General features: G+C 40.7%; 11 protein-coding genes. 9 read left to right on the top strand and 2 right to left on the bottom strand.

The annotated features are described in order from the left end of the window. Window positions 1–303: 303 nt before the first annotated feature. On the bottom strand, window positions 304–2,139 hold the full coding sequence (locus tag AABK40_RS21150) for an ATP-binding protein (protein ID WP_338399259.1): 1,836 nt from the start codon (window positions 2,137–2,139) through the stop codon (window positions 304–306). Window positions 2,140–2,296: 157 nt separating this feature from the next. Next, window positions 2,297–3,871: a RepB family plasmid replication initiator protein gene (locus AABK40_RS21145; protein WP_338399258.1), complete on the bottom strand. Its 1,575-nt coding sequence runs from the start codon at window positions 3,869–3,871 to the stop codon at window positions 2,297–2,299. A gap of 1,323 nt (window positions 3,872–5,194) precedes the next feature. Between AABK40_RS21145 and AABK40_RS21140 the strand changes: the two genes are divergently transcribed. From AABK40_RS21140 to AABK40_RS21100, 9 genes are all read left to right on the top strand, one after another. Beyond that, window positions 5,195–6,256: an AAA family ATPase gene (locus tag AABK40_RS21140; RefSeq protein ID WP_338399257.1), complete on the top strand. Its 1,062-nt coding sequence runs from the start codon at window positions 5,195–5,197 to the stop codon at window positions 6,254–6,256. Window position 6,257: 1 nt separating this feature from the next. After that, window positions 6,258–7,247 carry a ParB/RepB/Spo0J family partition protein gene (locus AABK40_RS21135; RefSeq protein WP_338399256.1) on the top strand — a complete coding sequence of 330 codons (990 nt, stop codon included), beginning with the start codon at window positions 6,258–6,260 and terminating at the stop codon, window positions 7,245–7,247. Between the two features lie 390 nt (window positions 7,248–7,637). Next, window positions 7,638–8,093 (top strand): hypothetical protein, encoded by a 456-nt coding sequence (locus tag AABK40_RS21130; RefSeq protein ID WP_338399255.1) that lies wholly within the window; start codon window positions 7,638–7,640, stop codon window positions 8,091–8,093. A gap of 82 nt (window positions 8,094–8,175) precedes the next feature. Next, entirely contained in the window at window positions 8,176–8,664 is a 489-nt protein-coding gene (locus tag AABK40_RS21125; RefSeq protein ID WP_338399254.1) for a hypothetical protein, read from the top strand. A gap of 1,608 nt (window positions 8,665–10,272) precedes the next feature. Next, window positions 10,273–11,046 (top strand): SDR family oxidoreductase, encoded by a 774-nt coding sequence (locus AABK40_RS21120; protein WP_421953328.1) that lies wholly within the window; start codon window positions 10,273–10,275, stop codon window positions 11,044–11,046. 1,028 nt (window positions 11,047–12,074) lie between these two features. Beyond that, the gene (gene aldA / locus AABK40_RS21115; protein ID WP_338399253.1) at window positions 12,075–13,538 is read left to right on the top strand and encodes an aldehyde dehydrogenase; all 1,464 of its coding nucleotides are present in this window, start codon (window positions 12,075–12,077) and stop codon (window positions 13,536–13,538) included. A gap of 697 nt (window positions 13,539–14,235) precedes the next feature. Further along, complete coding sequence (locus AABK40_RS21110) at window positions 14,236–16,743, top strand: carbohydrate-binding protein (RefSeq protein ID WP_338399252.1); 2,508 nt, start codon at window positions 14,236–14,238, stop codon at window positions 16,741–16,743. 1,241 nt (window positions 16,744–17,984) lie between these two features. Further along, window positions 17,985–18,422 carry a hypothetical protein gene (locus tag AABK40_RS21105; protein WP_338399251.1) on the top strand — a complete coding sequence of 146 codons (438 nt, stop codon included), beginning with the start codon at window positions 17,985–17,987 and terminating at the stop codon, window positions 18,420–18,422. Between the two features lie 172 nt (window positions 18,423–18,594). Beyond that, complete coding sequence (locus AABK40_RS21100) at window positions 18,595–21,084, top strand: glycoside hydrolase family 95 protein (RefSeq protein WP_338399250.1); 2,490 nt, start codon at window positions 18,595–18,597, stop codon at window positions 21,082–21,084. Window positions 21,085–21,129: the final 45 nt, after the last annotated feature.

The raw sequence follows: 21,129 nt of genomic DNA, 5'->3' as shown, positions 1-21,129 counted from the left end.
ATTCAAAGCCTGCCCCCTTTTCAGGTGCTTAGTTAGTAACCGTACATCGAGCGTATTTGGTCCCCAAGCCTTGAAATCTCGCGCAGCTTCAGGCCATTGATCTCGGAATGAGCTTGCCCTGCATCTGTTGGGTAGTGGATTGTCCGTGGTCGATACTTAGGTGTAGATGACGGCTTTCATACTGATTATGCTTCCGCTTGAATGATAACGAACGGAAAAAAAATATCCCTGCTGTGCATTGCTGGAAGGCAAAACAATAGCAGGGATTTTTTAGTAACAAATTTTTGTTAATTGATACCGATCTTAATCTATTTTCAACTCCTCATCCTCAAACCAATCCAAATTCCTTTTCTCCTCGCTAAAATGCATCCCGATCAATACAATCTTACGGTCATCATTCAGATAGGGCTCATAGTATTTATTCTTATGAATCTGATTCAATGCCTCGCCTCTTTCATCACCTTCAGGTTTTGGTGCATTGACTTTAAATTCAATCACATAAATATGCGTTGGACTTTCCATCACCATATCGATGCGTCCTGTGGAGATGGATTCTTCCGTTTTGCATTTTAGCCCAAGCCCGGCCAAAAAACTGAACATCACCGAAGCGTAATACCCCTCGTATTTTTGAATATTGTTCTGCACATAATTATTGAAAGGAATGGCAGCAAACATCGCACGGACACTGGCTTCGAATCCATCCAAATCATTCTTAAATAAGCTCCGAACAGCTTCATTCCGTTTCAAAACACGGCTGGATTCTATCGACGTCAGGCTAATCAAAAAGAGCATATTCAACGTCATTCGAACTTCACGATTTGGGGTAGCAAGCACATAACTACTCCCGCCAAAAGGCTCCTGAATCTCTTCGGTAATCGTCAAATAGCCTGCCTGCCAGAGCAAAGAGGGTAAGTTCAAATTACTGAGTGTAAACTGTTTTAACTCTTGGGAAGATAACTCCAAATTTTCCAGATCGTACGTTTCATACGCTCCTTTCTCAAACATCTTGGTCAAAAAAGAAGGCTGACCAGAGTCCCACCAGTAGTTATCAAACTTACCTTGTTTTTTTAGAAACAATAAAATGTCATACGGATTGTAAACCCTGTCGCCGAGATAATTGTAGCCATTATACCACGCCTGTACTTCGGCCATATTTATCCCGTCGAAATAATCACCGAAACAAGTATTCAGCTCCTGTTGTGTAAACCCACAGATCGACGCATATTGAGGATCAAGGGTAATGTCCTCAAAATTATTCGCTCCACTGAATAATCCAACTCCTGTGAATTTGGTAATACCCGTCATGAAGCAAAACCGGATATACTGATCTGAGGCTTTGATGGCTGAATAAAATCCACGAAGAACATCCAACGATTTTGAAGCCAAGTCATCGTCATTCGATAGCGTATCCTGAATAGGTTTATCATACTCATCGATCAAGACCACTACCTTTTTATCATACTTTTGATAAATTCTCAAGATTAATTCTTCAAATGCTCCACCTAAGCTATCTACAATCTTCAGTTCAACCCCATGAAATTCAGCATTTCTATTCAGGTTAATCCAAACCCTTGCTTCAACAGCATCCAAATCTTTATAATTCGCCGCACTCAAATCAATCCTTACCACAGGGAGTTTCACCGACCAATCCCATTTATCATGGATATACAAACCTCCAAACAGTTCTTGCTTTCCTTCAAAAAGGGATTGCAAAGTTGAGCACAACATCGACTTACCGAACCGGCGAGGGCGGGAAAGGAAGTAATAACCAACACTAAGCTTGGTCATTTCGTAAATCTCCGCTGTTTTATCGATATACAAAAAATCATCCTTAGAAGATCTAAGGCTTTCAAAGGTCTGTATTCCGATCGGCAATGCTTGTCTTTGGCTCATGGGATTATCCAAATTTTTTGTATGGTGCTTAAAGATACTGAATTTTGGGGAAATGATGTCGTTACGATTCCTGAATGATGAATTATACCTACACCCCCATCCCAAATCCATCGCTCGAAGTTTACTCCTCTTCTTTAAAAAAATCGCCATCATCGTCACCACCGTAACGTGATTACCGCCATGACTAACGCCATCGCCCTCTCCACTTTGGGTCATGGAAGAATGCCCGTTCATCGGTTCGGGCAACTTAAAACTGTTCTTATGATCGCAAAACTACCGGTATCTAATTTTTACAAATCATCAAGTAATATTCAATCCTTTAAAAAATGAGATCGGTGAATTCGTGCACTTTTTGATGGATAGGCGGCCTACTTTTAGTTGCTGATTACATCATTTAGAACCATCAAGCCAATACTACCTGCCGCTGAATAAATCCATCCAAACCTTCGGCCAGGAATTCCTTGTCCTCTGCTGTGCCAAAATTTCGAATCAACCAAGTCCCAAAGAAACGTTTAGCTTGTTCCGAGGGCTTCTTGGCTTCCCACTCACTGAAGAATTTACGCTCGAAAACAGGACTGTCTGTTTGTAAATAATCAACATAATCAGCTACTTTTTCAACCATATATTCAAAAATATAGTTCATTTTCAGCTGATTCAGCTTTTCATTGTACATAGACGCGAAACGTTCACGTTCTTCTTGCTCCTGTAAACGCTCCATGGTTCCTTGCGTGGATGAATAATTTTGAGGCGTATTCTTCTCAGTAACCTTAGTGCTCTCCTGTGGAGAAAAACTCATTTGGCCTTGCAAGCCTTTACCTTCCCTTATGGCTTTCTCTGCGGCAAATGATTTTTTGAAATATGCCGCCTTGGCCTTTATCTCGTCTCGTTTTTCCACCATTCGCATCAACACTGCCACAATCCACTCCGGATCGGTATGCTGAAGCAGCAAACTCTTGATATTATTGGTTAAACTTTTGCGCCCATAATTTCCATCCTGAAACAAAAGCGATAACTGATTAAAAATGGCTTCAGGCAATCCTGCGGCAGATTTATCCTTTTTATTATGGTGCACTTCCAAAGCCTCAACGCCTGCAACCGTCGCATCTTTATTTGCAATGGCAGAGGTTTTATCTTCAATGGACCACTTCACTTGCGAGACTGTTCTGCCACTTTTAATGAAGTTCAGGCCACGAATTATCAAATCACATTTATCCGCTGCATTGATATCGTCCACCGCTGGCAAAAGTACCCTCGTCTTGAAAGCATTAAAATCTATATTCCCATTTTTCTTCCGGTATTTTCCTTTGCTCAGGTTCTCCACCAAATATTCCAGTTCATAAACAAGCTCCGCATAAGCAACGCGCCGCTTATTCAGTTCCTGCCGCAAAAGGTCATACAAAGCCCACGAATGGCCTCTCGATAAATTGTAAACATTTTGCAAACGGTATTGGGTAAAATACCCCTTATCAAAATTAGGCTTGAAACGATTGATCAGCACCTCATTCAAACGGATATAAATATCCCCTCCATTGTAATCTGCCTTTTTCCCCCTACCAATTTCACCCACCACACCTGTGGCTATTGGATAATCTGCTGAAAAGTCTTTGCCATTTTTTTTATTCCGATATTTCAGATTGAAAGAGGTACGAGTCAGATCACCAAGTTGGGTGCGGATACTTCGCTTCGCCGCTCCCGAAAGTTCATGCAAACTGTCGAGACCGGAGATAAATTTCAAATCCAATTTAACATAAGGAAAACCGTCATCGACAGGATAATCATAGGTCATTTCCCCCTGCTCGCACAGCATCGACTTCCAGACAGCATCCAAAATAATACGGTGCTGAATTACCGATAAAGAGTGATGCATCCCCTGAATGTATTCATTGTCTTTGCGAATCACCAAGTTCAACCGGGTGATGTCACTGTCTGAGGTTATGGACTCTACCTCTAACTCAGAGGACTTATCTTCTTCAATCATAAATGACAGATTTACGGCATAAAAATATCTCACAAATAACCATATTGACAAATAGTATGCAAGTGAAACTGCCGTAATTTTGTCGGTTTAACGAACAAATGAATAAAAACTTCTTTTTTACGGCATGGCTTCATTTAAAAAACAAATAATTCAATATCGGGCTGCCGAGATAAGACCTATCGTATCAAAAACACATTTTTTACGGCAATGGGCCTGGTCACCTGATTAGGAGTCTATAAATCACTAATCACTGATATTATAAGACTTAGCTTGCCTATTTTTGGTAGATTCTGCTCTTTATTGCTTAATTTATCCGTCGAATATCGGCGACACCATCAAGATGCCGTAATTTTGCCGCCTTAAGAATAGAATGCCGTAATTCTGTTTGTTATGCCGTAATTTTGTCGGCAATATGCCGTAATTCTGTCGCTGAATGCCGTAATTTTGTTGGCGAATGCCGTAATTCTGTCGCTGAATGCCGTAATTTTGTTGGCGAAATCATCTGTACTACATTCTACATCAAAGAGTTACAAGGGGCCTAAATCTTAAATAGATAAAGAAATAAAAGATCTAAATCGATATTTGATTTTATTTTTGAAATTAACCATAATTAAAGCTGCTATAAATAATAGGCCTTGAGATTTATAGCAGTTCATTAGGGAACAAAAATTTAGCGATGGAAAAAAGACCAACATTAACGGTACTGTACAGATTATTAATAAGCTGACGGTCAAAAAATTACTTAAATTTCAAAACGTAGCGATGTTTTTTAAAAACATAAAATTTACGGCATCGGCAAGCTTTGTATCATTTTGGCGCAGCCATAGGCAAGAACGTTGGGGATTAAAAAACGCAAAATTTACGGCATCGGCGAGCTTTGTATCATTCTGGCGCAGCCATAGGCAAGAACGTTGGGGATTAAAAACACAAAATTTACGGCATCGGCGAGCTTTGTATCATTTTGGCGCAGCCATAAGCAAGAATGTTGGGGATTAAAAACACAAAATTTACGGCATCGGCGAGCTTTGTATCATTCTGGCACAGCCATAGGCAAGACCGTTGGGGATTAAAAACGCAAAATTTACGGCATCGGCAAGCTTTATATCATTTTGGCGCAGCCACAGGCAATAACGTTGGGGATTAAAAACGCAAAATTTACGGCATTATTGTTAATAAGTTTTCTGTCGATATGAATGCTGTTTCCGATGGAATCGAATTAATGAAACAAAAATGTGTCATAATATTTCCAAGTGCATTTATTATGATTATATTTGACACATAATTGTTTCATTAACGGAAATGGTTTCCGCTGATTTTTAAGATATGGAAGATTTACAAAAAGCCCTTGGGCAGTGGCTGCAACAAAAGAAAAAGATCATTAATCTTGTTGTGATGACCGAGGAAACGGGCGTTAGCCGGAGTACCCTGCACAGGTTGATCAATGAAGGTGCAAGTATCAGTACGCAACAATATGAGAAGATTTATCCATTTTTGGCGGAAAATTACGGCCTTTCTGAAGCAAAACTGCTCGATCAAATCAATCCGCCTGCGAAGGTACTTGCTTTCTGGAACCAAAAGGGAGGGGTTGGCAAAACCACCACTGCGATTTCGATGGCATCAGCTTTTGCCCATGAAGGTCATCGGGTATTACTGATCGATGCCGACTACCAGGGGAATGTGATGACCACTTACGGGCTGAGTAAAGAGGATTTTGGCGAAGAGGTCAAATCGTTGATGGACGTACTGGTGGATGTGAACTTGTTTGAAGAGGCGGTTGTGCAACCTGTTGAGGATATTGAAAACTACCATGTTTTACCCAACTGGGGAGAATTGCTTGAATTGGTTAAGGATCACCCGGCTTTATCTCCGATGGCGAAGCTACAGTGTTTTAAGAAGATCATTGAACGGTGTAGCCGAGATTATGATTATATAATATTAGATATGCGTCCGGATATCGGCACGATTTTCAGCTATGCCCCACTGTTGGCGACCGATTATGTGTTCCTGCCATTGGATGCCGGAAAGTACGCACTGAATGGTTTGGGGAAGTCGATTCCTTACTTGCAGGAATTGCAGAGTGATAATCCATCACTAAAAATTGGAGGTGCCTTTTTCAATAAGATCAAATTGAGCAAGAAAGAGGACATTTCTGCTGTTCAGGAAACACAGGATTTGTTGGCGGAATATGGCGTATTTACTTTTGAAAATATTGTCAGGGATTTATCTGGTGTTCAGAAATCGATCAAGAATTTCTATGATCCTGTGACATTCGGGCACCGCATCAACCAAGGACTGGAGCCTAATTTTAAGCGAGAAGCAAAAACGTGTTTGACCGCTTATGATGATTTCGTGGCTTTATTTACAGAATTGAAAACGGTTATTTAAGATGGCTAAAATTCCAAACAGACCCCTTCGGCCGAATCGTCCGAACGGCAGCGGAGCGATTTCGCATCCCTCGGTTACGAACAAAGCGATTCAGCAGGAAAATCTATTGCAGGAAAAAATCAAATTGAGTAATCCCAATACGATTGAGACGATTGCTTCTATTGAAAAATATATCGCTCCCCTATCGGATAACGAATTCGATTTATTATTGGAATCTGTTCGTGCCAATGGTGTATATGACCCATTGAAAGTGTGGTCATTTGATGACAAGCAAATCCTGATCGATGGGCACCATAGAAGAAAAGCAGCTATTGAAGCAGGCACAAAACTGGTTCCGGTGGTTGAGATCCAGGGACTCGACAATATTGACGATGTTCAGGAGTGGATGCTTAAAAACCAATTAGGCAGACGTAACATCAATATCGTTTTTGCTTCTTTCCTTCGAGGAAGACGCTATGCAGAAGAGCTGAAAAAGGAAACCCAAGAGGCCGCAAAGGTTATTTCGGCGATGTTTTCGGTAACAGATCGAACGCTTAGAAACGACAAGATGCTTTATGTGGCGATTGATTTTCTTTCCAAAAAGGATGCCGCATATATGCATATTCTCCTTCACCCCGAAACGGTGGATAAGGCAGAGCTTGATGAACGGAGTCAAAAAATTGCTGATATGGGAATTGGTCAGCTGAGAACTTTGGGGAAGCTGCTTGCTGAGGATGATGAATTTAATTTTGACCAATGGTTGACCGTACAGTCTCCAATGACAAGCAAGGCCACAACAAAATCAGGCAAAGCCAAAACCTCATCGGTCATTCCTGTTTTTGATAAATTTGTAAAGACCTTCGAACGTCCCGCCAAGGCATTTACAGATAAGAGTTTCCTGAAAGCCTTAAAGCAGGCAAGTATAGAGGACCGGCAGACCGTTATTGAGCAGGCTGAAAAACAACTCAAGGAAATGGAAAGCCTTTTAAATCACTTGAAAGAACAATTTTAATTTTTTAAACGCTCTGTTGCTGAAGAAAGCAGCAGAGCGTTTTTTTTGCTTGTTGATTTTTATTCGGTAGCTTTTTGTCTACCAAAAAATAGGAAAACCTACGCCATATTATAGTACAGCAGATACTTGCGAACTATTTCATTAAGTAATACATAGCCCATGATAAAGGAACAAACCGAGGATTTATGAACTCGGTTAGGGAAACAATTCCTGCTCTGAAATAAACCCTACCCCACTGTTTGATTATCATGGTCTTTGAAGAGGCATGATATCAAGGGCTGTCTGATCGAAAATTCGACTAATTATCAAGATGTCATTTGAAGCGATCAAAATGCTAAAAGTGACATTGAATGAGTTAAAACCCCTCCTCTCCGCCTTTTATAAAATAAAATGCGAAGACTTTTCACACTCCTTTTACTGCATATTTTTTTCTCCAGCATCACCTTTGGACAGCGCAATTATACCAACTCTTCCCCAAGTGTCTCGGAATATTTCAGCTGGATCAATTATACCAATGAAGGTCCCTCGGCGGCGCAAACTTTAGCCAACCTATCATTTTTTGAATGGATGAATAAAAGCTATGGTATGCAGCTTGACATCTACGCTTTGGATGCAGGTGCAAAGCAACCTTTTTCGGTGGTGCCATGGGAGTATCGTGTAAAGCCGATGGACGCCAATTATACCTTCTTCTTCCCAATGCCTGCGGTGTATCAGGGGAAAACGATTGAGATTTTTGTGCTTGGGATGAATGAACAACATTTGGAATTTACACCCACCACTCACCTATTGCAATACCCTCACCCCTATTTCAGTCAGCAGGTAACACTTGAGAAAATTAAATTATAAAAAAGATCCGCCAACTGAGTTAAAAACCGGATGCCTTTTCTTTATATCAATGAAAACCGGTTTTTATTTTATCTATTTATTAATGAACAAATTTGAAGCATATAAGGCGACGGATTTCCTACAGGAAGAGGGCTTTGTGGATTGGGTCAAGCACCCTGATGGTGCAACGGAGGACATTCGTTTTTGGGCCCAGTGGGTCGCGCTACATCCTGAAAAAAGACAGGAAATAGAGCGTGCGAAAAATATTCACGGACTTTTGGCGATGCCTGAAGGGCCGTTTGAAGCAGAAAAATCACGGGTATGGTCGCGCTTGCAATCTTCTATCATTGCTGAACAGCAAACGGAAATTGAGCAAGCCAAAAAAGAATTTTCTTTTACTTTCGCCTTCCAATTCGATACTGTGGTATGTGCTAAACGGTTCAGAGTTGCATCGGCGATAGTGCGTTTGTTGATGATTCCACCTGTTACTTACGGGAATCTGAATGATGATAATGGTAGAATTTCGAGCATAGCGGTCTTCAATTACTTTCCTCAGATCTTCTTGCTGTTGATTGTCATGGTAGCAGTCTGAAGTCATCAATAATCAAGAGGTTGGCTTTGGTAAGCTTGACAATAATTTGACAATCGAACATTCGTTTCGAGCAACCTTCCGTTGGCCATCAGCTTTTAGAAGTTAAAATATAGACCGCTATTTCCTCGGTGATATAACTGGTAGCCTATTGCTGAGGCCATAATTATTTATTCGTATATGGTAGTAACGGTTAGAATTACGAATATCCTTTTCCTGTATACTCCTGATGAAATTACATAAATTGCCCTTTGTTGTTGTCAAAGTGAAGTTTGATGATGGTGGCTTGAAGGTAAAAGTACGATGTAAATATAAGACGTTTTTACTGTAGGTTTGTGAATGGTAATCTTCTGCCTCAAGTAGCAAATTCAGCCCGTCGTTAAGGCATATTATGAAGCTATTTACTTATCCGGAGGACCTTCTATTGCAGGTCCATTTTTTGAATTATACCTTTGATGGTTGTTTTTTAATCTAATGAATTCATATTGTTGGTTTATTTGGAATGAGATTTTCCATGGTGTTTTTATGTTGGGGTAGCGGTGACTGAAGTTGTGGACTGCTGCTGGTATAGGTATTATTTAGTTGTGAATTATAGACAAAAGCATGGCTGTATTATTCTGCTTTGATGGTCATCAACACTCGGTGATTCTATGCATTGGTGTAATTTCGATAATATTTAATCTCCATTGGTTGCTTGGGAAGCGGATAGATCAGCGGTTTTTCTTTGGAAACAAACGACTCTGTTAGGCAGTGATCAGGTTTCTGCATCCATATTTGGCGGTGTTTGACGAGGTAAAAAAATTGGGTATTATTAAATTCCTGTGGTCTAAAATATTGCTGATGACGCATTTTGGCATAAGGCCGCTGATAGATTAGATTGACCTGCTTCTCCAAAAGCCTTGTTCTGCGGCTTTCATGGCCGTGAAGGCTTCACCACGGTACCACAATTGTTCGTAATACCCTCCAATTCCTCTTGTTCATCTTAGCTTCCAACGGTTGGTTTGAGCCACTATTGCCTTCAGATTATTCGGTACAAATGCCTTCGGAATGGCCATGTTGAAACAGCACTCCAGATAGAAAAGGTAGATACAAAACTTGGGAATCGGTAGTCTTACCTGTTTCAGAATTGATATTGGGTAAAGTCGCACCCGCATACGCAATATAAAACCGGTCTGTTGGAAGGTGTGCTAAGCCTAAATTTGGGCGTTGATGATGCATTTAACGCATGAAGGAAATAGATGCTTTCATAAAGCAGTCTGAAAAATAGTACACTTAAACTACGGGATTGGATCCGATATAATTTATCTGTATTACTACCCTTTGCAATTGATAGGGGGGGATAGATTTGTGTGGTGGTGGGGTATACTGACGTGATGCCCGTTTAGATTATCCAAAAAACATTATCCGCATTTTAATATAGACCAATAGGCGGAGGCTGCGGGTAATCGAACAGCGGTAGATACAAAGCCCCCCTTTTAGTTTCGGCCTATCTATGCCCAGGTTGTTTCATGGGATGAAACCGGGATAATTTTTTAAACCAATCACAATTATTCAGGAGAGATGAGTTATATTGATTGTAGTCAAACTAAAAAAAATTATAGCGAATAAACCATGAATAATATCATTGATAATTTCCGATTGGATGGGAAAATAGCCATTGTTACAGGCTGCAAACGCGGTATTGGTAAAGCGATGGCAGAGGGACTTGCCGAGGCGGGTGCGGATATCATCGGGGTGAGCGCCACCCTGGAACTCAAAGGGAGCGAAGTTGAACAGGCTGTGAAAGCCCGTGGCAGAAACTTCACAGCCTATCAGTGTGATTTTTCAGATCGTAAATCGCTCTATCGATTTATTGCAGCGGTAAAAACAGACTTTGCGCAGGTGGATATCCTGGTGAACAATGCAGGGACAATTTTGAGAGCGCCAGCAGTTGAGCATCCTGATGAGATGTTTGACAAAGTAGTGGAAGTGAATCAGAATGCCCAGTTTATTTTAACGCGTGAGTTCGGCAAGGAAATGGTCGCACGCCGGTCGGGAAAAATAATTTTCACCGCTTCCCTTTTGACTTTTCAGGGGGGAATTACAGTTCCTGGATATGCCGCGAGTAAGGGGGCCATTGGGCAGTTAACGATGGCCTTTGCCAATGAATGGGCAGCCAAGGGCGTGAATGTGAACGCCATTGCTCCGGGCTATATCAGCACTGATAATACGGAAGCATTGCGCAATGATGAAGATCGTTCGGAGTCAATATTGAGCCGTATTCCGGCTGGCCGATGGGGGACACCTCAGGATTTTGCAGGGCCGGTGGTCTTCCTTGCCTCGAAAGCGTCGGCATATATGCACGGATCAATCATGTTGGTGGACGGCGGCTGGATGGGGCGATAAAGGGAGTCATAGAAATTTAATTTCTCAAAGCGACAATGGCCAGGTTGGATGATGATTTTAAACTCAACTTCATCATGTTTCCCGGCGTCGCTTTCGCTTATGAATTCTTGTAGCTAATAGAGTGAGCAGTACAAGACCCAAGAGTTAAGGAGCGTGTTTGATAGCGCGCTTTCGGTGAATTTTTTCTGATTTATGACTGTGGTTATTGGATCAGTAGCCAGAGGTGTAGCGTGGAAGAGCTCCTTACGACCCGAAACGTACACAAAGCAAAGCTGTCTTTTAGAAGAATGATCCCTTTTTGTTGTTCATTATAATTGAAATGAACCAATCAGGTTTAAAAGAAGGAATAAGAAAATGCACCTCCCAAAATAAGTATGGTGGCAACCACCTGTCAAAAATCATTGCGACGAACCAAATGAGTGATCTTTGGGCTGTCGAATAATTTTGTGCCCCAGGTAAGTTATCTCTCGATAAGGATAAATGGTTTTAAGGCAAAATTAGATATCACCGCTCGTGATTACTGTTACCCTTGCTCAGTTCTTTTTTATAGCATCATATTTTCAGCCTATTGAGGCTTTCTTTTTGTTTAGGAAAATTTTTGTAAAGGTTTGTGCTTTATTCAAATGGAAAACATGATGGTAACCTATATCTGTATTCTCAGATTTTATTTTCCTTAGAGATATTTACCTTTTTTTATTCTATCGATAATGAAGACAGATGATTTTTTGCACTTATTATGTACGAATATAAACTGATGATAAATGTATGGTGGGGGGTAAGGTGTATCTGCAAATAAGTGATTTATTTTTTAGCGGGCTGATATTTGGCCTGAGTATTTTCATTAAAATGAAAAATTAAGACTTCAATTTATTTCAACATTACATAAGCCTTCGAAATTTAATATTTTATTGGTATATTATTATTCACTACTTGTAGGGGATATGCCACCTTTGAATTTGGCTGATCTGAAAATTATGATCTGACCCTAAATCCCTCAATCAAATTTTAACTTTTTAATTTATTTTTTTATGTTGAATCAAACTATGGTAGGTACCGATGTAAAAACCTATCAAAATTTTCTCGCGGGTAAATTAGTAAGCACCGCTGAACATTTCGAAGTATTAAACCCCTGTACAGAGGAGGTGATTGCTATGGCGCCTCGAGCGACTAAGCAGGATGCAGAAATGGCCGTTTCGTTGGCGAAAAAAGCTCAGGTGAGCTGGGGGCTTTTGCCCTCTGTTCAAAGAGCAGAATATCTAAAAAAAATGGCTGAAATTATTCGAGAACATCGAGTTTTTTTAGCTAAAACGTTGGCCACTGAGCAGGCTAAAGTTCTAAGTTTAGCTCAGGTAGAGATTGATGTTACGGCAGTATATTTCGATTATTATGCCGGCCTTGCACGCTCTTATGAAGGCGAAATTATTCAAAGTGACCGTCCTAATGAGCAAATAATGTTGCATAAGCTGCCAATTGGTATCGCTGTGGGGATTTGTCCGTGGAACTTTCCATTTTTTGTGATGGCGAGAAAGATCGCTCCTTCCTTGTTAACCGGAAACGCATGTATCGTAAAGCTGAGCAGAGAAACGCCAGTAGTTTGCCTGGAATTTGCCAGCCTTATTGCTGACATTGGCTTGCCTGAGGGTATTTTAAGTATCCTTTCAGGTTTTGGTAGTGAGGTAGGACAAGCTTTGGCAGAACACCCAGATGTAGGTATCATCAGTTTGACAGGTTCAGTGTCAGCTGGGCAACAGGTGATGGAAGCTGCTTCAAAAAATATTACCAAAGTTTCTTTGGAGCTTGGAGGAAAGGCCCCGGCAATAGTTTGCAAGGATGCTGATTTAGACTTGGCAGTAAAAGCGATTATCGATTCGCGGGTGATTTTCAGTGGGCAGGTATGTAATTGCGCTGAGCGTGTTTATGTTGAGGAAGAAATCTATGATGCATTTATGGAAAAGTTGATTCCAGCGATGAAAGCGGTTCATGTTGGTGATGCACTTACGGATGAAAATGCGGAGATGAGCGCGCAAATTAATGAAAGTCAGCTCAATAAAATTGAGGGAATGGTTAATCGTGCTGTGGAAGCAGGAGGGAAAATTTTAGTCGGAGGGCACCGTATCAAAACCTTTGAGAAGGGGTTCTATTTTGAGCCTACCTTGATTGTGGATGTCGCTCAAGACTCTGAAATCATGCAAGAGGAAACTTTCGGCCCAATTTTACCGGTGATGAAAGTAAGTTCATTTGATCAGGCACTCGATTATTCAAATGACAGTGAATACGGCTTAACCTCTTCTATTTTCACGAACGATATCAACAAGATTTTGCGTGCAACCAAAGAATTGAGATATGGGGAAACGTATGTTAACCGTGAGCATTTTGAGGCAATACAGGGATTCCATGCCGGTTTCCGTAAATCTGGGATCGGCGGGGCTGATGGTAAGCATGGATTGGAGGAATATTTGCAAACAAAGGTGATGTATATTCAGCAGAACTGATCATTTTGAGGTGACTTGTTACAATATTCTTCAAAGTGAAAAATTGTAATATAACAATAATTTCCGACCGTTTGTAAACAAAGGGTAATGGAAGTATTGTAAGGGTCAACAATTAGTTATTAGTGGTTTTCGATAATTAGAAGAAATTTAAGAGTGTACGGTTTTTACTGTACACTTTTTTTTGTCGTGGGCATTTAAATGAGCGCGAGGAGTAGGTTATTTATCAATTGGCTTGATGGTATTTTCTTCTATGATCATCCCCAAATAGTATTTTACAATAGTCAGGGGAGTTGGCTTCAAAACAAGTGCTGATCAAATAGATATAGCGCTTTTATCTTAAGGAGGCGCATGGGTCTTGTCCTAAATTTTTGCGTGTCCAATAAAGTGCACTCATTTTACAAGTATGGGAACTAATTTAGTGTTGATAATGAGGAGGTTATTGGGTGGGTTTATATGGGGGGCAAGATAATCCGCGATATCCTCGTAAAAAGGCAAAAAAAGGATCGAGTAATTATTTTAGTTCAATTTTTTTGAGGGAGATGTTACTATTGTTACCCTTATTTGATTCCTATGGGTAACCAAAAACCAAATAGGCAGGAAGGATAGTTATCTGAATTGTTTCTAAATTGTTATAGCTACTCCGGAGTATTATTTATCCTATTACTAACCCACTTAATGAACTATTAAATTTTTTGATATGAAAGATCATTTAAAATATTTTGGTAATTCCTTTTATACTCTGATTGTCTGTTGTTTACTGCTGATTTCTCAGAATGTATATGGTCAAATTACCGTTAATTCACTCTTAGACTTGCAGCCGTATTTGAAACAAAGTAATGTAAGTGTTAAGCTGGCTCCGGGCACCTATGCTGTTACCGCTGATGATGTTATCGACGGTCGCATTGGGAGTTATTGGTCGGGATCTGAGCATCTTGGGAATACGTATAATCTCTTTCTGTTTGAAGGAAATAACAGCACGTATGATTTCACAGATGTAACCATAAATGTCTCAACAATGACGGCTCAGTCAGCAGGAAGGGTTGATTTTCACGAGATACGAATCATTGGCAACCAGAATACAATTCAGAACTTAACGATGGTGGATGATGGCTCTGAGCATGATGCTCCTTCTTTCAGGGCAACAAATATTGTCATGGACGGCGAGCAGAATCTCTTGGAGGGCTGCCATTTTACGGTTAAAGGGTCGTATCCATATGGTTATGGAGATATTTTCGGGAAGGGAGGAAGTAACATTATCAGTCACCAAAAGAGAAGTGCTTGTTTGATCAGGGGTAATTCTAATAAAGTTAAGGATTGCACCTTTATCTGTCGAAATTATGGACACGGGATATTTTTTCAGGGAGCCAATGACCCCATGGTTGAGGGCTGTTTTGTTGAGGGGGAGTTGAGAAAGGTTTCTGAAGTTTTGGCAGAGGATGGTACCGGGAGCCCGGCAGATAATGTAGATTTTGAAACCATATTTGGATTCAACTTAAGGGATGTACAAGGGGATTATTACTTTAGTTTGCAGGAAGCAGGGATTCGATCTTATAATGCCGGTGAGACCGTTATTGATGGGGTTGAGTATAGTAGGGGAGTTGTGAATGCGACGATATTAAATTGTCGAGTAGAAAAAATGCGAACGGGTGTCAGTATTGGTTGGGCTCAGGGATTTAAGTATGTCGAAAATTCCACAATGCTTGGTTGTGAAACAGCTTATTGGATTGGAGGGGACTCAGAAATCGTGAATTGTAAAGGGGATGCTTCAGTCGGTGCGCTTTTATCTGAAGATGTTGGTCGGAGTAATTCAAAAATAGAACTGACTCTTTTGGATAACTTTGTAGAGCCTTTAGATGGTGAAGTTACGGCAGTATATTATGCTGGGTCTGGGCATGAAGTGGTATTGAATGATGCCACGAGTACACAGTTAGATAACATCGATATTGTTTTGGGAGGAAAGCGGTTGGCGCACAGATTCCTCGAAGGATCGACCAGTGCGCCATTAAATTATGCTGCAAATAACTTGTTGTTTATTAATAATACAAAGTACCCCGTTTATGTGGGGAATCAGGCCACAGGTCTAACCATTGAAAGTTGCAGTGAAGTGATCGATGATGGTACTTCCACAACGGTCTTGAATACAGAGGGCTGTACTTACAATGTCGCCCTTAGCGGCACAGCAAGTCAGTCCTCTACAGGCTATGGAGGGTTAGCAGCTTATGCAATTGATGGCAATACAGCTGGTAATTTTAGTCATGGTTCTGTGACCCATACAGCAGGTGATACCGAGAGCCCATGGTGGCAAGTTGAATTAGCGAGAAATATTAGTGTCGGGGAAATCGTTATTTATAACCGGACGGACAATTGTTGCAAAAGCAGGTTGTCTAATTATACCGTTTCAGTATTGGATATTAATGGAAATGTTGTTTTTAGTCAAGATAACAATGGTACACCTGACCCAAGCCTAATTGTAGATGCAGGAGGTGTTACAGGTAGAACGGTTAAGATCCAAATTAATGGCACTGGAACGCTCAGTTTAGCAGAGGTACAAGTATTTCAAAGTGATCGGGTATATGTAAGGGTAGAGGCGGAAGATTATGTCCAAATGAATGGAATTCAGGCTCAGACAACAACCGACCAGGATGGTGGTGAAAATGTTGGGTGGATTAATGATGGAGATTGGATGGACTATGAAGTTGAGATTCCGACAACGGGTACTTACAATTTGCATTATCGGATCGCCAGCTTGGCGAATGGTGGCGATTTGAGTTTGTTGGTTAATGGTCAGCAGGTAGATCAGGCGGTATTTGGTGCTACGGGAGGGTGGCAAAATTGGCAGACAGTTTCGTCGGTAGCCCAACTGACTGAAGGGAAAAATACACTTAGGGTGTATTCAAATCGCGATGGGTGGAATTTTAATTGGTTTGAAATAGATAATTTGGAGGAGAACAACCAGCGTATTTTATCTGCTGAATCACTCACAGGAGTAAAGTTGTACCCGAATCCGGTAATAGATAAATTGCATTTATCTAACAATTCCGGCGCCTCCATGAAAATTTATAGCCCTACAGGGGTTTTATTAATGGATGAAAGAAATTTACCGAAAGATGCAACGCTTGACCTAAGTGGTATAAGTAGTGGGCTAATTTATGTAAATCTCGTTGAGGGGCAAAAAGTAAGGAATTACAAAATAATCAAAAAGTAAAATTTTTAGTAAACTACCACTGCTTATTGGCAAAATTAGAAGTGGAATAATAAGGAGCCTATTCTTGGGCTCTTTATTTTTTTGAAACAGATATAGTGGGTAGTTTAAAAGCGTGGCGGTGTTTTTTATTTGTTGATATTCAGCGGTAGGTTACATCAGTGCCCCCATTTTTGTATATGAGTATACCTACAAATGATGCTAAATTTTATGTTTTTGCGAACTAAGAAGTTAATTTGAAAATGTTGGGTAGTGAAGATTACTTGCTCAAGGTCATCACCATTCAGTAATATTAAATGGAATTAAATTTTTAACAAATACAGTATATATTGGTAGTTATTTGAGTCCTTATGATTGTTGTCAAAAGGATTGGAATACTTGTGTTTATTTAATTGGTGTGCTATTGTAATTGAACTTTAAATAGGTAACCAATGTAGGTTATGTTACATTAAAAGAGTGATAAAATTATATTAATTTTGAATAATTGGTATGAAAAATTTATTTATTTGTGAAAGATGTATTCTCCCGTGAAGATGACTGTTAAAGTTTTTGTGTGCTAATTAATATTTTTGGGTTATAGAGGTGACTTTTGGGGGATGTGAAAAGTAATTTTGGTTTACTTATCTTACGGTTGAAAAAAATTCCTCTGCATTTTATATGTTTTGGAGGAGTCTCATGGGTGAAAATCAATAAGACTTGCGGATTCCCATTAGTTTATCCTGTCGAAAATAGGCCAGCACCCCACTCAAAAACATGATTTTTACCATCGTAGGGACGCTGTATGCAACCTTGGTACCGATAGGTGCAAAAATTTCAACAGTCAAATGTTAAGCTCAGTGAGTGTGAAGTAACTTAGAGCTTTAAATAAAAAAAAGTAGAGCACTGCAAATCTCATGCTGTTATAAACCTTCCAATCATATTGCCAAAAAAGGAAGGGAAGTTGTGAAGAGTCTTATTTTTAAGGCTCTTTTTTTTGTTGCGCAACTGTGGACTGGTTGACTTAATTTTGTAGCGACACTCATTGACTCCGCCAATGTATTTATCTTTTAACCTGTAATGGGGTAAAATAGTGTTTTTGTAAGTGACTGATAATCAGTGGTAGGTTACATGATTACCCCTGAATTGATACCTGAGTATACCTATAAATCACCTCTGTTGTCCCTGTTTTGAGGAACTCATCGGCTAAATTACATGTACTGAACGACGAAATTTTTAATTCGAGCTTTACATTTTTTTTGTGCATCATGAGAAGTATCATCGCCTTTATTTTCTTTTTTATAGCGCAGACTTCTTTCGGGCAAGCTGTCCTGAAAGTCGGTAATGCTGATTTTTCAGATTGGACCACTATTGATAAATCAAAGCATGACGAAGCCACTTTTGCCTCTGGGGCTTCTATTAAATATCAATACCCCGCGGGTGATTTTGAATATCATGGATTTAAAGCGATAAGAAACTATGCCGCCGACTGGAGCCTCTATGATGGTCTTGCATTTGAATTGGTTTTGAAGGAAAATGTAGATTATAAGGCGTTGATTTCAATTGATGTGGTAAATCCACGGAGCACGGCAATCATCGAAACACGGGGTAAAGGCACAAAGGCTTCAGGCGAAATTGGAGATGATTTTCCTTTGGAAGATGAAAGTGCGAGAAGAAAGGCACTGGGTATTAAATTAAAAGTGTAGAGGCTAAGAACGAAAACCACCTGATCGTAGCATTGACCGACGGCAGGAGACAGGAAATCCAGATCAGTGATTTTTATGGTGTGCAGGCTGATGGAAAGGTCAAGGTTACTGAATGTTTAAATGTTCGAAAAGTTAGAGAAGAGCGTAATTTTTAAATCTTATGAATAAACTGATGAAGCAAATTATTTTTTTATTATTCATTCTTTTTACTCCCTTATTCGGCCAGGCGCAGTTAAAGCTGTGGTATGATAAGGCAGCCAATAATTGGAACGAGGCTTTACCGATCGGAAATGGGCGGATAGGCGCAATGGTATATGGTATCCCTGATCATGAAAATATTCAGATAAACGAGGCCACTTTATGGTCGGGTAAACCACACAGGAATGATAATCCAGCGGCTCAAGAAGCATTGGAACAGATGCGATCGTTATTATTCAATGATCAATATGCTGAGGCGCATCGCTTGGCGAACGATAAATTTATTTCCAAAACGTCGCATGGGATGAACTATGAGACGGCGGGTAATATCCATATCAATATGCCACAACACGCACATTACAGCAACTATTATCGTGAACTGGACATTGAAAACGCAATAGGTAAGACAAGATATACGGTAGATGGCGTGGTCTATGAGCGGGAAATTTTCTCCTCATTTACCGATCAGGTGATGACAATCCGTTTGACTGCCAGTGAAAAAGGTAAGATCAGTTTTTCGACTACTGCTACTCGACCAGCACCGGCAGAAGTTCAGGTGGAAACCCCTGCAAATGACCTGCTGACAATGACGGGTTATTCATTGGACAACAAAAACAAGCGCCTGCCAAGGGATGCCAAAGCGATTGAAGGGCGTGTGAAGTTTGAAACACGAATGAAGATAGATGCGCAGGGAGGGCAGGTATCTTCTGATGGGCAACAGCTAACGGTTGCCAATGCCAACAGCGTTACGATTTATGTTACCACGGCCACTAACTTTGTTAATTATCAGGACATCAGTGCCGACCCTCATCGTTTGGCTCAATCGTATATCGACAAAGCGCAGAAGACTGCTTACAAAAAGAGGAAAAAGGAACACATACAATATTATCAAAACTTATTCAAGCGCGTAAGTTTGGATTTGGGACAAACCGAAGCAGCAAATTTACCGACTGATCAGCGGATCAAGGCTTTCAGCACCACGGAAGATCCCGCCTTGGCGATGCTATATTTTCAGTATGGCCGTTACCTGTTGATTTGCTCTTCACAGCCCGGTGGGCAGGCATCCAACCTTCAGGGGATTTGGTGTAATGAGTTGACGCCTCCCTGGAAGAGCGCCTATACCATCAACATCAATACAGAAATGAATTACTGGCCGGCAGAAAAAACAAATCTGCCTGAAATGCATGAGCCCTTGATTCAGCTGATTCAAGAACTATCCTCCGCAGGTCAAGAAACGGCGAAGGTGATGTACGGCGCAGATGGTTGGGTAACCCACCACAATACTGATATTTGGCGGATATGTGGTCCTGTAGATGGCTCAACCTGGGGAATGTGGCCGATGGGCGGTGTTTGGTTAAGTCAGCATTTATGGGAGAAATATCTTTATAATGGAGACCTTGATTACCTGAAGTCTGTTTACCCGGCGATGAAGGGAGCTGCTGAGTTTTGCCTGAGTTTCATTGTGCCTGTTCCAGAAAACAATTGGATGGTGATTACTCCTTCCACCTCCCCAGAGAACCGACCAGCCCATCATCCAAACATGGTTAACGAGGCTTACGGGACAACATTGGACAATCAGTTGGTGCTGGATATTTTGACAAAAGTTGCTGAAGCAGCAAAGTTGTTGAATGTTGATAATTCACTGATTACTAAAATTAATCAAACCATTCCACAACTTGCGCCAATGCAAATTGGACAGCACGGACAATTGCAGGAGTGGATGTACGACTGGGATGACCCGGAAGATAAACACCGTCATGTATCACACCTGTATGGTTTGTTCCCCTCCAATCAGATTTCTCCTTACCGTAATCCGCTATTGACTCAGGCTGCAAAAAATTCACTGATTTACAGAGGGGACCCTTCAACGGGTTGGTCGATGAACTGGAAAATCAACCTTTGGGCTCGCTTGTTAGATGGTAACCACGCCTATAAGTTGATGACCGATCAGATCAAACTTGTCGGAAGACCAGATTCCCCTAAGGGTGGTGGTACCTATCCCAATATGCTGGATGCACATCCACCTTTTCAGATCGACGGAAACTTTGGCTTCACCTCCGGACTTACTGAAATGCTGATGCAGAGTCACGATGGGGCCGTGCACCTTATTCCGGCACTACCCGATAATTGGAAGAATGGCAGTGTGCAAGGACTTCGCGCACGGGGAGGCTTCGAAATTCAGGAAATGATCTGGGAGGATGGCCAACTGAAAAAGGTAAAGGTAAAATCTCATCTTGGAGGATTATGCCGACTTAGGGCTTATAATGAGTTGAAAGCTGCTTCGGGCAGTAAATTAACCATTGCTGAGGGCGCAAATACAAACCCATTTTTTAAACAGCCCTCGATCAAAGAACCGCTACTTTCTGACGCAGCTAATATTGGCGACTTCAAGCTGCCAAATAGCTTCATGTATGATGTGGAAACCGAAGTAGGTCAGGTATTTACATTATTGGTTAAAGAATAAAGCGTATATATTATCATTTTTTTATTTAGTAATTTTTATGAATAA

The sequence above is a fragment of the Persicobacter psychrovividus genome (assembly GCF_036492425.1).
GTDB lineage: Bacteria > Bacteroidota > Bacteroidia > Cytophagales > Cyclobacteriaceae > Persicobacter > Persicobacter psychrovividus.
The sequence above is the reverse complement of the archived record's forward strand: the minus strand, read 5'-3'. Positions and strand labels throughout refer to the sequence as shown.

What these genes read in the sequence shown, in the direction of transcription:
- AABK40_RS21145 (WP_338399258.1), bottom strand. Translation starts at nt 3,871, where the DNA reads ATGATTGAAGAAGATAAGTCCTCTGAGTTAGAGGTAGAGTCCATAACC.
- AABK40_RS21140 (WP_338399257.1), top strand. Translation starts at nt 5,195, where the DNA reads ATGGAAGATTTACAAAAAGCCCTTGGGCAGTGGCTGCAACAAAAGAAA.
- AABK40_RS21135 (WP_338399256.1), top strand. Translation starts at nt 6,258, where the DNA reads ATGGCTAAAATTCCAAACAGACCCCTTCGGCCGAATCGTCCGAACGGC.
- AABK40_RS21130 (WP_338399255.1), top strand. Translation starts at nt 7,638, where the DNA reads ATGCGAAGACTTTTCACACTCCTTTTACTGCATATTTTTTTCTCCAGC.
- AABK40_RS21125 (WP_338399254.1), top strand. Translation starts at nt 8,176, where the DNA reads ATGAACAAATTTGAAGCATATAAGGCGACGGATTTCCTACAGGAAGAG.
- AABK40_RS21120 (WP_421953328.1), top strand. Translation starts at nt 10,273, where the DNA reads ATGAATAATATCATTGATAATTTCCGATTGGATGGGAAAATAGCCATT.
- aldA (WP_338399253.1), top strand. Translation starts at nt 12,075, where the DNA reads ATGTTGAATCAAACTATGGTAGGTACCGATGTAAAAACCTATCAAAAT.
- AABK40_RS21110 (WP_338399252.1), top strand. Translation starts at nt 14,236, where the DNA reads ATGAAAGATCATTTAAAATATTTTGGTAATTCCTTTTATACTCTGATT.
- AABK40_RS21105 (WP_338399251.1), top strand. Translation starts at nt 17,985, where the DNA reads ATGAGAAGTATCATCGCCTTTATTTTCTTTTTTATAGCGCAGACTTCT.
- AABK40_RS21100 (WP_338399250.1), top strand. Translation starts at nt 18,595, where the DNA reads ATGAAGCAAATTATTTTTTTATTATTCATTCTTTTTACTCCCTTATTC.